This window comes from Pseudoduganella aquatica (assembly GCF_009857595.1).
GTDB lineage: Bacteria > Pseudomonadota > Gammaproteobacteria > Burkholderiales > Burkholderiaceae_D > Rugamonas > Rugamonas aquatica_A.
Window position 1 is genome coordinate 1 of sequence record NZ_WWCU01000070.1, and the last position, 13,382, is coordinate 13,382.

A 13,382-nucleotide genomic window follows, 5' to 3' on the forward strand; every position below is an offset into this window, starting at 1 on the left:
GCCTGGGCCGGGCGCCGCGCCGGGACCGCCGGGGCCGCCCTGGCCCGCTGCGGGATGGGTCAGGTGCCAGGCCAGGCCGCCCAGGCCGGCCATGGCGGCCACGGCCAGCACGCCGCCTATCACTTGCGCGCGGCGGCTGCGTTTAGGAATGCCCGGAGTGTTGCTGGTGGTCGGTGGTGCTGGCGATTTCATCGCTGTTGTCCTTGTTTTTTGGCGCGGCGCGCCCAGTACGCGCCATAGATGAAACGACTCTAGCACACTGCCATTTGGGCAAAATGTCGAATTGAAACAAATCGCCGCCCCGCGGCGGGCTTGCAACGGGCAAGGCGCCGGGACGCGGGCCAGAGCGCCTGCAACGGCAGGACGTTACACGCGCTCACCAGCCGATACAAAGCTGCTACAAAAAAATCACAAAACAGCATCATTGGCGGCCGCCCGGCTCCGTAGAATGGGGCATGAGCGAACATATCCTGATTATCGAGGACGATCCGCGCCTGAGCGAGATGCTGTCCGAATACCTGACCACGGCCAAATTCGAGGTCACCGCCCACACCCGCGCCAAGCCGGCGCTGGCCTGGCTGGCGGCCAACCGGGCCGACGCCGTGATCCTGGACCTGATGCTGCCCGACATGGACGGCCTGGAGGTGTGCCGCCAGCTGCGCGCCAGCTCCAACGTCCCCATCGTGATGCTGACCGCGCGCGGCGACGCCATCGACCGCATTATCGGCCTGGAACTGGGCGCGGACGACTACCTGCCCAAGCCCTTCGAGCCGCGCGAGCTGCTGGCGCGCCTGCGCGCGGTGCTGCGCCGCGGCGGCGAGGCGCAGCGCGCGGCCACCGAGGTGCTGCGCTTCGGGCGGCTGGAGATCGAGCCGGGAGCCTACGGCGCGCGGCTGGACGGCCGGCCCTGCGAGCTGACCGCCTGCCAGTTCGACGTGCTCTTGATGCTGGCCCGGAACGCGGGCCGGGTGCTGTCGCGCGAGGCGCTGATGGACGCCACCAGCGGCGGCCAGGCCGAGGCCTTCGACCGCTCGATCGACGTGCACATGTCGCGCATCCGCGCCGCCGTGGAGGACGATCCCAAGCATCCGCGCCGCATCATCACCGTGCGGGGCGCGGGCTATCTGTTCGCCAAGGACCAGGACTGATGCCGCGCTTGTATTTCCGCTTCTACGCCGCGCTGCTGGCCAGCCTGGCGCTGCTGACGCTGGCCGTGGTGCTGCTGTGGCAATGGGCGGGCGCGCCGACCGAGCTGTCGGACCGCACGCTGGGCACGCTGCTGCGCAACGCGCTGCCGGCCGCCGAGGCGCCGCCCGAGCAGCAGCAGGCCGCGCTGGAGCGCCTGACGCGCGGCCTGCGCGCCGATATCACGCTGTTCAGCAAGGACTGGCAGCGGCTGGCCTACGTGGGCGAGCCGCTGGAGCGCCCCGACCGCCGCATGCTGCGCCAGCAGCGCATGGAAATGCTGGAGCGCATGCAGGAGCGCATGCAGGAGCGCAGGCGCAGCGAAGGCAGGCTGCAAGGTGACGGCGGCGGCAACGGCGGCGCAGCTGGCGGCGACGGCGCTCCCGGCGAGAGCCGCGCGCTGCCGGACGCCGAGCCCTTGCCGCGCGCCGGGCCCCTGGACCGCGCTCGGCGCTGGGCGCGCGGCGACGAAGACCTGGACCGCCCGCTGCGCCTGCGCCGCTTCCAGATGCGGCTGGACGACGGTCGCCATATCATCTCCAACACGCCGCTGCGCCAGATGCCTTCGCGCATGCGGCTGCACACCATCCTGATCGGGCTGGCCATCATTATCGCAATCGCCGCCTACCCGGTGGTGCGGCGCGTCACGCGCCGGCTGGAGCATTTGCAGCAGGGCGTGGAGTCGCTGGGGGCGGGCAACCTGTCGGCGCGGGTGGAGGTCAAGGGCAGCGACGAGGTGGCGGCGCTGGCGGCCAGCTTCAACCGCTCGGCGGACCAGATCGAAGCGCTGGTGGGCGCGCACAAGACCATGCTGGCCAACGCTTCGCACGAGTTGCGCACGCCGCTGGCGCGCATCCGCCTGGCGCTGGAGCTGAGCAAGGAACAGGTGGACGCCAAGCGCCGCGCGGGCCTGGAGCAGGATATCGCGGAGCTGGACCAGCTGATCGACGAGATCCTGCTGGCCAGCCGCCTGGACGCGGTGGGCGAGCGCACCGAGAACGATGAGCTGGATCTGCTGCCGCTGGCGGCCGAGGAATGCGCGCGCTACGAGGAGGCGGACCTGGACGGCGAACCGCTGCCGGTGCGCGGCGATGCGCGCCTGCTGCGCCGCATGCTGCGCAATCTGCTGGAGAACGCGCGCCGCCACGGCGTGCCGCCCACCACGGTGAAGCTGCGCCGCAGCAGCGTGGACGGTGTGGACGTGGCGGAGATCGTGGTGCGCGACGCGGGGCCGGGCATACCGAAGGCCGAGTATGACAAGGTGTTCGAGCCCTTTTACCGCAGCAGCAATGCGCGCGACAGCGTGGGCTCAGGCCTGGGCCTGGCGCTGGTGCGCCAGATCGCCCGCCGCCACGGCGGCGACGCGCGCTGCGACCATCTGCACACCGGCCATAGCGCTTTCGTCATCACCTTGCCGCTTCAGAACGGTTCCCAATCGGTATAGACGCGCAAGGCGCGGCGGTCTATATAGGGCCATTCGTCCGCTGGCAGGGGCGGCTTTTGTGATTCAAACAGGACCGGCGGTTCGGGCGGCGGCTGGCTGGGCGGGCAGTAGGCACGCGGCACTTCGGGAGGCGGCTGGCTAGCCTTGGCTGCTGCCGCGCGCTCTTGCTCGCGGCGCAGGACGGAGGCCATCTTGGCGCGTATTTCACCGGGGTAGCGGACCGTGATATCGGTCCAGGCGTTGCGCACATAGCCTGAGGCTTCTTTGGCGAAGCGGTTCGGGGAGGTGGGTTCGCCCTGGTAGAGCAGCTGAGAGCCCACCACGTAGGCATGGGCAAGGCCGGTTTGGCAGAAGACCGTCAGGCGGGTGCCCTCCGGCAGGAACAATGTCTTCCATTGGTAGCCGTCCGGCACGCGTCCGGGATGGCCTTCCCGGCCCATGCGGTCTATCCATTCGCGGACCGCCTGATCGGCCGCTTCCGCCGCGTTGAGCCCGCTGCCGGTGTTGCGCAAAAAATCCAGCAGGCGGTGCAGGGTATCCGTTGGTAGTTGGAGCGACATACAGGACAACATACTGAAATTCCTCCTCAAACGTACTGAATCGTACTGAAAGATACTGAATTCCCACCCAACTCCAGTTAGACCTCAACAAGAGCAGAAGGTTCAGGCCATTCCAGGGAAGATTTCAGTAAATTTCAGTACCGTTCAGGGAATTTCAGTACCAAATCCAGTACCGTGTCCTGCAGGGAGGCGAATCAAGAACCGGCCACCCACACGCCAACCACCTCGCCGTCCCCATCCACGCGAGAGCCGATAAAGCGAAAGTCCAGCTTGCGGACGACGGCGATGGATGCATGGTTTTCGGGCAGAATTTCAGCAATCACCTCACGCACGCCGCTGGAAAAAGCCAGCTCCAGCATCGCCTGCACGGCAAAGAAAGCCACGCCCTGGCGGCGGTGGGCCGGCGCCACGCCATAAGCAATTTCAACCCGCCCATCCGACGGCTCGCCCTTGAAACCGCAGCCGCCAAGAATTTCGCCATCGCCGCGCAGGATCAAAAAAGTGGCGCACCAAATTTCCGGGCCGCCGTGCGCAATCCGGTCCAGCGCGCGCTGCGCCACAAACGCAGGCGGCAAAGCCCCCTGCTGCGCGCGCCCCTCCATGCCGGCCGGGACGCGCGAAGCCGCCAACGCCGCCAGCTCGCCCAGCGCCAGCGGCCGCAGTGACAACTGCAAAGCCGTCCCCTGCGTTTGCATCAAGGCGATTCGCAGAGGCAGTGCGTCACCGCCGTAAAGGGTTTGCGCTTGTCGGCCACCTCGGACAGCCAGCTCAGATCCCGTGCCGCATCGGCGGCCACGCCCATAGGCAAGCCGGTCGGCGCCACGGCCGCCTTGACGTAAGGCGCGAAAGCCTGCGCCGCAGCCTGCGCCGCCGAACCGCCGAAGAACTCCACAAAGCGGTCAAACTTCGACACCTCGCGCTCGATATACGTCACGCGGTAATCGCTGCCCAGCTTCGCGCGCTCGGCGGCAATCTTCAGCGCATCGCCATACGTGCCCAGACGGTCCACCAGACCGCGCTCCTTGGCCTGCACGCCAGTCCAGACACGGCCCTGCGCCACCTCGTTGATCTTCTCCGGCGTAGTCTTGCGCGCCGCAGCCGCCTTCGTCGTGAACTCCGAATAAATATGATTGATGCTGCCCTGGATCACCTGTCCAAAGCGCGGATCCAGCGGGCGCAAAGGATTGGCCGCATCCGCCAGCCACGTGGTGGTCACGCCGGCAGTATGAATGCCCAGCTTATCAATCACCTTGTCGGCGCGCGGCAACAGCGCAAACACGCCGATCGAACCGGTAATGGTGTTCGGCTCCGCAATCACCTCGTCGGACGCCATGGAAATCCAATAACCGCCCGAAGCCGCCACATCGCCCATGGACACCACCACAGGCTTGCCGGCCGCGCGCGTCAGCTCCAGCTCGCGGCGGATCAGCTCCGAACCGAAGGCGCTGCCGCCCGGCGAATTCACGCGCAGCACGATGGCCTTGATGCTGGCATCCTCGCGCGCCAAACGGATCAGGTTCGAGGTCGACTGGCCGCCAATGGAACCGGCCGGCGCCACGCCGTCGCTGATCTCACCCACCGCCATCACCACGCCCACCGCATCGCCCATCATCTTCGGATGCACGCGCGCCAGATAGTCGCCATAGCTCACCTGGCGGAAGGACTTGCCCTTCTCGTCCTTCTCGCCGCGCTCCATCATCAGCGCACGGATTTCGTCGCGGGTCTTCAGGCCGTCCACCAGCTTGGTGTTCAGCGTCACCTGGGCCAGGTTGCCCTTGGCCGCCTCCACCAGCGCCGGCAGCTCGTTGATGCTCTTCATGATGTGGCCCTGCGGCAGCTTGCGCGCCTGCTCCACCTCATTCGTGTAGCTGGCCCACAGCGCGTTGGTCAGGTAAGCCTCGGCCTCGGTGGCCGCCTCGGACGGGCCGTTGGCGATATACGGCTCGGCAAAGCTCTTGTAGGTGCCCACTTTCAGCAGGTTGACCGTCACGCCCAGCTTGTCGAGCGCGTCGCGGTAGTAGTTGCGGTGGCGGCCGAAGCCCTCCAGCAGCACCGCGCCCATGGGATGGACGTAGACTTCATTGGCGTGCGCCGCCACCAGGTACTGGCGCTGGCTGTAGCTGGAACCCCAGGCCACCACCTTCTTGCCGCTGGCCTTGAAGCGCTCGATGGCGCCGGCCACTTCGCGCAGGCTGGCCTGGCCGCCGCCTTCCAGCTCGTCCAGCAGCAGCACGGCGCCGGCGATCTGCGGATCCTTGGCGGCCGTGTCGAGCACGTTGCGCACGTCGCGCAGCTGCACCGTGCGGCGCACTTCGCCGCCCAGCAGATTGGCTTTCACCGCCTCGCGCACGCCGGCGGCGCCCTGCTCCACCAGCTCGCCCTTCAGGTCCAGCACCAGCATGGTCTTGCCGCCCAGCGGCTTGGGGCCGCCGCTGAAGATGGCGATGGCCAGCAGGATCAGCACGATCAGGAACAGCACATTCAGGACGGCGCGGCGGCCGAAGTCCAGCGCGCGCCAGGCGTAGCCCAGCCCGCTGCCGATGCGGGAAACAATGGATCGTGACATGGATGCTCCTTCAATAATTTAAATCTGACAACACTGTAAGCGAAATCAGCCAGTCTTGCCTAGTGCGCGCGCGGGCGACGAAATCAGGAACAGCCCCGCCATCACCAGCAGGCCGTTAATAATAAGCAGTTCCAGGCCCAGCTTGTAGCTGCCGAAAAGCAATGCTTGATTGCGGTCAATGAGCCAGCACAGCAGCGGCCCGGCCAGCACCGCCAGCGGCACCCAGCGGTCGCGCACCGTGCGCCGCGTCAGGATGCCGAAGGCGAACAGGCCCAGCAGCGGGCCGTAGGTGTAGCCGGCCAGCTTCAGGATCACCCCTATCATGCTGGCGCTGTCTATCCACTTGAACACCATCACCAGCACCAGGAACAGCGCGCAGAAGCCCAGGTGGACGCGGTGGCGCAGGCCGGTGCGGGCGCGCTCGTCCAGGCCGGCGCGGCGCTGCAGGCCCAGGATGTCGATGCAGAAGGACGAGGTCAGCGCCGTGATGGCGCCGTCCGCGCTGGGGAACAGCGCCGACACCAAGGCGATGAAGAAGATCAGCTGGATCGCGGCCGGCATATGGCCCATCACCACGGCCGGGAACAGCTTGTCGCCGGACGCGCCGGGGCCGGACAGGCCGGCCAGCGGCGCGTACAGGTGCAGCAGGCCGCCCAGGAACAGGAACAGCGCCAGCACGCCGACCAGGATCACCGTCAGCGCCACCATATTCTTCTGCGAATTGCCCACCGTGCTGACCGAGATGTTCTTCTGCATCATCTCCTGGTCCATGCCGGTCATGGCGATGGTGATGGCCATGCCGGCCAGCACCTGCTTCCAGAAATAGCTCGGGCTGTCCACGTCCAGGGTCAGCACGCGCGCCAGGCCGGCCGCCTCCATGCGCGCCAGGCTGTCGAGCAGGCCCAGGTCCATGCGGTGCAGCAGCCAGCCGGTGCAGACCACCAGGCCCAGCAGCATGCCGGTGGTCTGCAGCGTGTCGGTCCAGACGATGGTCTTCACGCCGCCCTCGTAGGTGTAGAGCAAGATCATCAGCAATATCACCAGGTTGGTGGCCCAGAACGGCACGCCCAGGCTGTCGAGGATGGTGGCCTGCAGGATGTTGACCACCAGGTAGAGCCGCGCCGTCGCGCCCAGCGTGCGCGACAGGATGAAGAAGGCGGCCCCGCTCTGGTAGGCGCGCCGGCCCAGGCGCACGTCCAGGTAGTGGTAGATCGACGTCACCTTCAGGCGGTAGTACAGCGGCAGCAGCACATAGGCCACGGCCAGGTAGCCCAGCACATAGCCGAGCACGATCTGCAGGTAGCCGAAGCCGTCGCGCCCCACCGCGCCCGGCACGCTGATGAAGGTGACCCCGCTCAGCGTGGTGCCCACCATGCCGAAGGCCACCAGCATCCAGTTGCTGTTCTTGTTGCCGATAAAGAAACTGTCGTTGTTGGCGTTGCGCGAGGTCAGCCAGGCCACGCCCAGCAGCAGGGCGAAATAGGCGAGGACGACACTGAACAGGGCTGCTGGCGACATGGGACTCCGATAGGGAAATATTTCGCCAGCAATATACACCCGATCCGGCGCGCGCTGGTCTAGAATCCCTTTGCCCTTCCATCACCCAGAGTTATCGCATGTACTCATCAGTAACGATCGCCTACGCGCGCGCCCAGGAAGCCCTGGTGCGGCCGCTGGAATACCGCGTCCACCAGCAGCAGGACAGCCGCAGCGACGGCCGCGAGGACGCCATGCGCGACTACGCGCGGGTGCTGTACGCGGCCTCCTTCCGCCGCCTGCAGGGCAAGATGCAGCTGCTCGGCGTGGACGCCAACCAGTCCAACCGCAACCGCCTCACGCACAGCCTGGAGGTGGCGCAGATCGCGCGCTCCATCGCCGCCGACATGGGGCTGGAGCGCTGCGTGGTGTCCGAGACCTGCGCGCTGGCGCACGACATCGGCAACCCGCCGTTCGGCCACTACGGCGAAAAGATCCTGAACAGCCTGTGCGCCGAGCACGGCGGCTTCGAGGGCAACGCCCAGGCCTTCCGCATCCTGCGCACGCTGGAAAAGCGCCACTACGGCTACGCCGGCCTGAACCTGACGGTGCGCACCCTGTTCGGCATCACCAAGTATTTCCACACGCGCAGCGAGCACCCGCGCAAATTCCTGTACGACGAGGACCACGCCTTCCTCAGCGCCGAGCTGGCGAAGCACGGCATCGCGGCGCGCAAAAGCATCGACGCGCAGATCATGGATTTGTCCGACGAGATCGCCTACGCGGCGCACGACGTCGAGGACGCGCTCAGCTTCGGCATCATCACCGTGGGCGAGATCGCGCACGAGTTCAAGATCAGCGCCGACTACGCGGCCGCCTACCCGCTGTTCTCGGCCATCGCCGAGCGCGCGCACAACGAGGCGCTCAAATGCGAGCAGCAGGCCTCGTCCGAGGAATATTCCATCGTGCTGCGCAAGGAGCTGACCTCGGAGATCGTGCACACGCTGTGCCGCGACCTGGACGTGGTGGACGGCCAGCTGGGCTACCGCTCGGCCGAGCTGCTGGCCAAGGGCCTGAAAAGCCTGCTGTGGAAGGCGATCCTGCGCAAGAAGGACGTGCAGCTGTACGAAAAGCGCGGCGAGAAGATCATCCGCGGCCTGTTCGAGGTGCTGACCGATCCGCAGTACAACAAGGACAACATCCTGCTGCCGCCGGAGCTGCGCTGCCTGAAGGACAGCCGCGAGCGCCTGGTGATCGACTACATCGCCGGCATGATGGACTCCTACGCGGCGCAGGAATACGAACGCTATTTCGGCCCGGGCAGCCTGGAGCGGATCTACCCGGGCCGGCCGCGCTAGGGCGGCCGGGCAGAGGCGGCACCGGGCGGCGCGCAATGCCGCCTTAGTGCGCCGCCACGCGCACCTTGCGCGGCGCGGCGCCGTCCAGCGCCGCCGCGCGCGGGTTCAGCCGGTCCAGGCGGCCGCTCAGCGCGGTCAGGCCCAGCGCGCCCAGCACCACCAGCGCGCCCATCCAGCCCGTGTGCACCAGGCCCAGGCGCTCGACGATGAGGCCGCCGCCCCAGGCGCCGCCCGCGATGCCCAGGTTGAACGCGGCGATGTTCAGGCCCGAGGCCACGTCCACCGCGCCCGGCGTGTAGTGCTCCGCCTGCTGCACCACATACACCTGCAGGCCCGCCACATTGCCGAAGGCCACCGCGCCCCACAGCAGCACGGTCGCCACCACCAGCCACGGATGCGGCGCGGTGAAGGTCAGCGCCAGCAGCACCGCCGCCAGGCCGGCGAAGATGAGCTTCAGCGCGCCCACCGGGCCGCGGCGGTCGGCCAGCCTGCCGCCCCAGATATTGCCCACCGCCACGGACACGCCGTACACCAGCATCACCACGCCCACCGCGTTCTCGCCAAAGCCGGCCACGCCCTGCAGGATGGGCGCCAGATAGGTGAAGGCGATAAACGAGCCGCCGTAGCCGACCGCCGTCATGGCGTACACCAGCAGCAGGCGCGGCTGGCCCAGCACCTTGACCTGCTGCAGCAGCGAGGCCGGCGCGCTGTGCGCGATCGCCCTGGGCACGTACAGCAGGCTGCCGACAAAGGCCAGCACGCCCAGCGCCGACACGGCCAGGAAGGTGGCGCGCCAGCCGAAGTGCTGGCCGATGAAGGTGCCCAGCGGCACGCCGGTCACCAGCGCCACGGTCAGGCCGGTAAACATGATGGCGATGGCCGACGCCGCCTTCTCGCGCGGCACCAGCGAGGTGGCGATGGTCGAGCCGATCGAGAAGAACACGCCGTGCGCCAGGCCGGTCAGCACGCGCGCGGCCACCAGCGACTGGTAGCCCGGCGCCAGCCAGGCCATCAGGTTGCCGGCGGTAAACAGCACCATCAGCGACAGCAGCAAGGTCTTGCGCGGCAGCTTGCCGGTCAGCGCGGTCAGCACCGGCGCGCCGACGGCCACGCCCAGCGCGTACAGGCTCACCAGCAGCCCGGCCGAGGGCAGGTTCACGCCCAGATCGGCGGCGATGGTCGGCAGCAGGCCGACAATGACAAACTCGGTGGTCCCGATGGCAAACGCGCTGATGGTCAGCGCCAGCAAGGCAATAGGCATGGCATAACTCCTGTAAAGTAGATGCCATGCAGTATCGGGGCATACATTCTTTCGAAAAAGACGCCGCCGAGCAGAAGATATTTGAATCCAGATCAACAATGAACCTCGACTCCAACGCGCTGGCGCAGCTGCTGCGCTATGAAATGCCCTACGGCAAATACAAAGGCCGCGTGCTGGCCGACCTGCCCGGCCACTACCTGGGCTGGTTCGCGCGCGAAGGCTTCCCCGGCGGCCAGCTGGGCGCCCTGCTGGCGCTGATGTACGAGCTCGACCACAACAACCTGCGCAGCCTGCTCGACCCGCTGCGTCCCCCGCCGCTGCGCCCATATCCGAGAAAGCCCCGATGAGCCGCCACCGCCATGTGCAACTGATGGCCAGCTACAACAGCTGGATGAACAAGAAACTGTACGAGGCGGCGGCCGCGCTGCCGGAAGGCGAGCTGGCGCGCGAGCGGGGCGCGTATTTCGGCTCGGTGCAGGGCACGCTGAACCACCTGCTGGTGGCCGACACCGTGTGGCTCAAGCGCTTCGCCGCCGAGTCCGCGCTGTCGCCGGCGCAGTCGCCGGCCGCGTACGCGGCGCTGGCGCCGGTGCGCGCGCTGGCCATGCCGGCCAGCCTGGACGCGCCGCAGTTCGACGCGCTGGCGCCCATGGCCGCCCACCGCGCCTGGCTGGACGGCGTCATCACCGCCTGGACCGCAGCGCTGACCGAGGCCGACCTGGGCGCCGCCCTGCACTACGCCCGCATGAACGGCGAGCAGTACGCCAAGCCTTTGTTCGAGGTGCTGGCGCACTTCTTCAACCACCAGACCCACCACCGCGGCCAGGCCACCACCCTGCTCTCGCAGGCCGGCGTGGACGTGGGCGTGACCGACCTGCTGGCGCTGATCCCCAATATCGAACCCTAGGGAGCGGCAGCGGCAGGCGCAGCACCGGGCGCGACCCGGCTCAGCACCTCATAGGCCGCGCTCACCCGCTCGCTGCCCGGCAGGCCCCGGTTGGACAGCATCACGATGCCCACCTTGCGCGCCGGATTGAACAGCGCATAGGCCGCGAAGCCGCCGGTGGCGCCGGTCTTGTGCAGCCAGGCGTCCGCCTGCGGCGCCGACGGCGGCGCGACGGCGCCAACCGGATTGGCCTGCCACACCGTCTTCTCCGCCGTGCTGGCCAGCAGCTGCTCCAGCCCGGCCTGGCCGGCATACTGCTCCCAGATCAGGTCCTGCGTCATGGCGCCCAGCGTGAAATAGCCCGCATGCGTGTCCGCGACGGCGCGCGCCAGCTTGGCGTCGAGCGGCAGCAGGCCCATATTCGCGTCCACAAAACGTATCATGTCGCGCGTATTGCTCTTCACGCCATAAGCCTCCTCGGCCAGCACGTCGGGATTGACGCGCACCGGCGCGCCCTTGCTGTTGTAGCCCTGCGCATACTGCGCCATCTGCGCGGCCGGCACGCGGATATAGCTGTGCTCCATGCCCAGCGCCGGGAACAGCGTCCGCTCCACCGCGTCCGCATACGGCACGCCCAGGCTGCGGGCGGTGGCGATGGACAGCAGGCCGATGCCCAGGTTGGAATAGGTGCGGTGCGTGCCCGGCGCGTGGGCCGGCTGCCAGTTCTTGTAGTAGTCCATCAGCTGCTCGTAGCTCTTGATCTCGGCCGGCACCTGCATGGGGAAGTCGCCCACCGTGTGCGTGCCCAGGTGGATCAGGCTGACGCGGTCGAACACGCTGCCGCGCAGATAGGGCACATGGCGGCTGACCGGGTCCGTCATGGCCAGCTTGCCCTGCGCCTGCGCGTAGGTCGCCAGCGTGGCCGTGAAGGGCTTGCTCAGCGAGCCCAGCTCGAACAGCGTGGCATTGCTGACCGCCTGCCCGGTGTCTTTCGACGCCACGCCGTAGTTGTAGAAGTAGTGCTTGCCGTTCACGCTGAGCGCCACGGCCATGCCGGGAATCGCATTCTTCTCCAGCAGCGGCTGAATCGCCTGGTCCACCTCGATGGCGTTGACCAGCGCGGGAAAGTCGGCAATAAAGCCGTCGCGCGCCAGCGGGCCGCTGGACACCTCCTGCGGCATGCTTTTGTCCCGCTGCATCAGGCGCGCGAACAGGTATTTGCGCTCCCCTTTCGTGGCCCAGCCCACATACCAGCCATAGCCCGACCCGGCGCCGGTCTTGCCGTTGATGCGCCAGCCTTCCGGCGACTGCCCAAAGCGCATCAGGCGCTCCGTCATCTCGTAAGCGTGCGCGCTCACGCCAAGCTGGCGGTTCACGACCTTGCCCAGGAAGGACAGCTGGCCCAGCGGCGAAATGCGCAGCGAGGACTCCAGCCAGGACGCGGTCAGCCCGTCGTGTCCGGCGTCGCCCGACACGTCCGCGTTGCCGTACTCGAAGCGCCGGGTGTAGGCGGCGAACTGCACCTTGCCCAGCGCCTGCGTCACCTGCTGCGAATACCACACCACCGACTCGCTCATCCACTTGGCCGGATCGGACGCGCTGCGCCAGCTGGGCCGCCAGTCCACATAGCCCTGGCGGAAGGGCAGCTCGGGCGTGTGCTCGTCCTTCAGGAAGCCGGCGTCGTAGCCCATCAGGCTGATGGGGATCTTGAAGGTGGACGCGGGGGTGACCTGACGCTGGCAGTCGCCGCGCTGCATCAGCACCTTGCCGGTGGCGGCGTCGGCAATGGCGGTGCAGATTTCGGCGCCGTGGGCGGCGGGCGCGGCGGCCAAGGCAGCCAGGCTGCCCAGCGCCGCCATGGCGATCATGCGGAATTCCATACTTCTCCTCTCAAAGCCGCGAAATGCGACAAACATGGCCATCATGCGACATTGGTCACATGCCTGTCAAACATTTTATTTTTGGTGACATTGGTCGCAAACCCTTGCACAATAGCGCCATGGCCATCCCCTCTATCTCCGAACTGTCCGTGCTCAAGGCGCTGTGGAAGCAGCAGCCGCTGAGCGCGCGTGAAATCCACGACCAGGTTGAACCCGAACTGGGCTGGTCCTATTCCTCCACCCGCAAGACGCTGGAACGCATGCTGGACAAGGGCTCCGTCAGCCAGCAGACGCGGCACGGCGTGCAGGTGTACGAGGCGGCGCTGGAAAAGGTCGGCACCCTGGCCGCCTTCGCGCACGACTTCGGCAAGCGCGTGATGGAAATGGACACCCCGCTGCCGGTCAATATGTTCACCGGCAGCAAGCTGGTCGACGAGGCCGAGCTGGCGCAGCTCGAGCAGCTGCTGAACGACTGGCCGGACGAGCAGGACGCGGCATGAGCGGCGCCGCACCGGTCGACGAATGGCTGCTGCGCTTCCTGCTGGCCAGCGCCGGCTGCCTGGCCGCCGGCCTGGGCGTGTGGGCGCTGACGGCGCTGTGCCGCCGCCTGCCCGGCGTGGCCCTGCAGCGCTCGACCTGGCTGCTGGGCCAGGCCACCGTGGTGGCGGCCTTCCTCGTGATCCTGCTGCCGCACAGCGAGCGCCTGCGCCTGGTGCCGCCCATCGACCTGCCCGACGCCGCGCAAAGCCGCCCCGCCGCGCCAAGC

12 protein-coding genes and 2 pseudogenes are annotated in these 13,382 nt (G+C 67.6%); 7 read left to right on the forward strand and 7 right to left on the reverse strand.

Annotated elements, in window-relative coordinates:
• Positions 1-192, reverse strand: a pseudogene (locus tag GTP77_RS28980) (efflux transporter periplasmic adaptor subunit); the annotation flags it as partial.
• Positions 193-455: 263 nt separating this feature from the next.
• Between GTP77_RS28980 and GTP77_RS28985 the strand changes: the two are divergent.
• Both GTP77_RS28985 and GTP77_RS28990 read left to right on the forward strand, forming a co-directional pair.
• On the forward strand, positions 456-1,148 hold the full coding sequence (locus tag GTP77_RS28985) for a response regulator (protein ID WP_161075619.1): 693 nt from the start codon (positions 456-458) through the stop codon (positions 1,146-1,148).
• A complete protein-coding gene (locus tag GTP77_RS28990; protein ID WP_229202414.1) occupies positions 1,148-2,629 on the forward strand; it encodes a sensor histidine kinase in 1,482 nt (493 codons plus the stop codon). The genes GTP77_RS28985 and GTP77_RS28990 overlap by 1 nt, the downstream gene beginning before the upstream one ends.
• On the opposite strand, the gene GTP77_RS28995 is transcribed toward GTP77_RS28990, so the two are convergent.
• The 4 genes from GTP77_RS28995 to GTP77_RS29010 all read right to left on the reverse strand — a co-directional run bounded on the left by GTP77_RS28995 (position 2,605) and on the right by GTP77_RS29010 (position 7,273).
• The gene (locus GTP77_RS28995) at positions 2,605-3,189 is read right to left on the reverse strand and encodes a hypothetical protein (protein WP_161075620.1); all 585 of its coding nucleotides are present in this window, start codon (positions 3,187-3,189) and stop codon (positions 2,605-2,607) included. The genes GTP77_RS28990 and GTP77_RS28995 overlap by 25 nt on opposite strands.
• A gap of 194 nt (positions 3,190-3,383) precedes the next feature.
• The gene (locus GTP77_RS29000; RefSeq protein WP_229202416.1) at positions 3,384-3,884 is read right to left on the reverse strand and encodes a GNAT family N-acetyltransferase; all 501 of its coding nucleotides are present in this window, start codon (positions 3,882-3,884) and stop codon (positions 3,384-3,386) included.
• Positions 3,884-5,755, reverse strand: a complete 1,872-nt coding sequence (sppA, locus tag GTP77_RS29005; RefSeq protein WP_161075622.1) for a signal peptide peptidase SppA — start codon at positions 5,753-5,755, stop codon at positions 3,884-3,886. Before sppA ends, GTP77_RS29000 begins: the two co-directional genes overlap by 1 nt.
• 45 nt (positions 5,756-5,800) lie before the next feature.
• Entirely contained in the window at positions 5,801-7,273 is a 1,473-nt protein-coding gene (locus GTP77_RS29010; protein WP_161075623.1) for a sodium:solute symporter, read from the reverse strand.
• A gap of 98 nt (positions 7,274-7,371) precedes the next feature.
• On the opposite strand from GTP77_RS29010, the gene dgt reads away from it, so the two are divergent.
• Positions 7,372-8,589 (forward strand): dGTP triphosphohydrolase, encoded by a 1,218-nt coding sequence (gene dgt / locus GTP77_RS29015; RefSeq protein ID WP_161075624.1) that lies wholly within the window; start codon positions 7,372-7,374, stop codon positions 8,587-8,589.
• Between the two features lie 43 nt (positions 8,590-8,632).
• On the opposite strand, the gene GTP77_RS29020 is transcribed toward dgt, so the two are convergent.
• Complete coding sequence (locus tag GTP77_RS29020; protein ID WP_161075625.1) at positions 8,633-9,850, reverse strand: MFS transporter; 1,218 nt, start codon at positions 9,848-9,850, stop codon at positions 8,633-8,635.
• Between the two features lie 98 nt (positions 9,851-9,948).
• Between GTP77_RS29020 and GTP77_RS29025 the strand changes: the two genes are divergently transcribed.
• Both GTP77_RS29025 and GTP77_RS29030 read left to right on the forward strand, forming a co-directional pair.
• Positions 9,949-10,197, forward strand: a complete 249-nt coding sequence (locus GTP77_RS29025; protein WP_161075626.1) for a DUF3820 family protein — start codon at positions 9,949-9,951, stop codon at positions 10,195-10,197.
• The gene (locus GTP77_RS29030) at positions 10,194-10,757 is read left to right on the forward strand and encodes a DinB family protein (protein WP_161075627.1); all 564 of its coding nucleotides are present in this window, start codon (positions 10,194-10,196) and stop codon (positions 10,755-10,757) included. The genes GTP77_RS29025 and GTP77_RS29030 overlap by 4 nt, the downstream gene beginning before the upstream one ends.
• On the opposite strand, the gene ampC is transcribed toward GTP77_RS29030, so the two are convergent.
• A complete protein-coding gene (ampC, locus tag GTP77_RS30795) occupies positions 10,754-12,616 on the reverse strand; it encodes a class C beta-lactamase (protein ID WP_161075628.1) in 1,863 nt (620 codons plus the stop codon). The two genes, GTP77_RS29030 and ampC, sit on opposite strands and share 4 nt — an antisense overlap.
• Before the next feature lie 119 nt (positions 12,617-12,735).
• Between ampC and GTP77_RS29040 the strand changes: the two genes are divergently transcribed.
• Together GTP77_RS29040 and GTP77_RS29045 are read left to right on the forward strand one after the other, a co-directional pair.
• Positions 12,736-13,116, forward strand: coding sequence for a BlaI/MecI/CopY family transcriptional regulator (locus GTP77_RS29040; RefSeq protein ID WP_161075629.1), 381 nt, complete (start codon positions 12,736-12,738; stop codon positions 13,114-13,116).
• A pseudogene (locus tag GTP77_RS29045) lies at positions 13,113-13,382 on the forward strand (class D beta-lactamase); the annotation flags it as partial. The gene GTP77_RS29040 and the pseudogene GTP77_RS29045, both read left to right, overlap by 4 nt.

Coding starts and splice junctions, on each gene's coding strand:
- GTP77_RS28985 (WP_161075619.1), top strand. CDS start 456: ATGAGCGAACATATCCTGATTATCGAGGACGATCCGCGCCTGAGCGAG.
- GTP77_RS28990 (WP_229202414.1), top strand. CDS start 1,148: ATGCCGCGCTTGTATTTCCGCTTCTACGCCGCGCTGCTGGCCAGCCTG.
- GTP77_RS28995 (WP_161075620.1), bottom strand. CDS start 3,189: ATGTCGCTCCAACTACCAACGGATACCCTGCACCGCCTGCTGGATTTT.
- GTP77_RS29000 (WP_229202416.1), bottom strand. CDS start 3,884: ATGCAAACGCAGGGGACGGCTTTGCAGTTGTCACTGCGGCCGCTGGCG.
- sppA (WP_161075622.1), bottom strand. CDS start 5,755: ATGTCACGATCCATTGTTTCCCGCATCGGCAGCGGGCTGGGCTACGCC.
- GTP77_RS29010 (WP_161075623.1), bottom strand. CDS start 7,273: ATGTCGCCAGCAGCCCTGTTCAGTGTCGTCCTCGCCTATTTCGCCCTG.
- dgt (WP_161075624.1), top strand. CDS start 7,372: ATGTACTCATCAGTAACGATCGCCTACGCGCGCGCCCAGGAAGCCCTG.
- GTP77_RS29020 (WP_161075625.1), bottom strand. CDS start 9,850: ATGCCTATTGCCTTGCTGGCGCTGACCATCAGCGCGTTTGCCATCGGG.
- GTP77_RS29025 (WP_161075626.1), top strand. CDS start 9,949: ATGAACCTCGACTCCAACGCGCTGGCGCAGCTGCTGCGCTATGAAATG.
- GTP77_RS29030 (WP_161075627.1), top strand. CDS start 10,194: ATGAGCCGCCACCGCCATGTGCAACTGATGGCCAGCTACAACAGCTGG.
- ampC (WP_161075628.1), bottom strand. CDS start 12,616: ATGGAATTCCGCATGATCGCCATGGCGGCGCTGGGCAGCCTGGCTGCC.
- GTP77_RS29040 (WP_161075629.1), top strand. CDS start 12,736: ATGGCCATCCCCTCTATCTCCGAACTGTCCGTGCTCAAGGCGCTGTGG.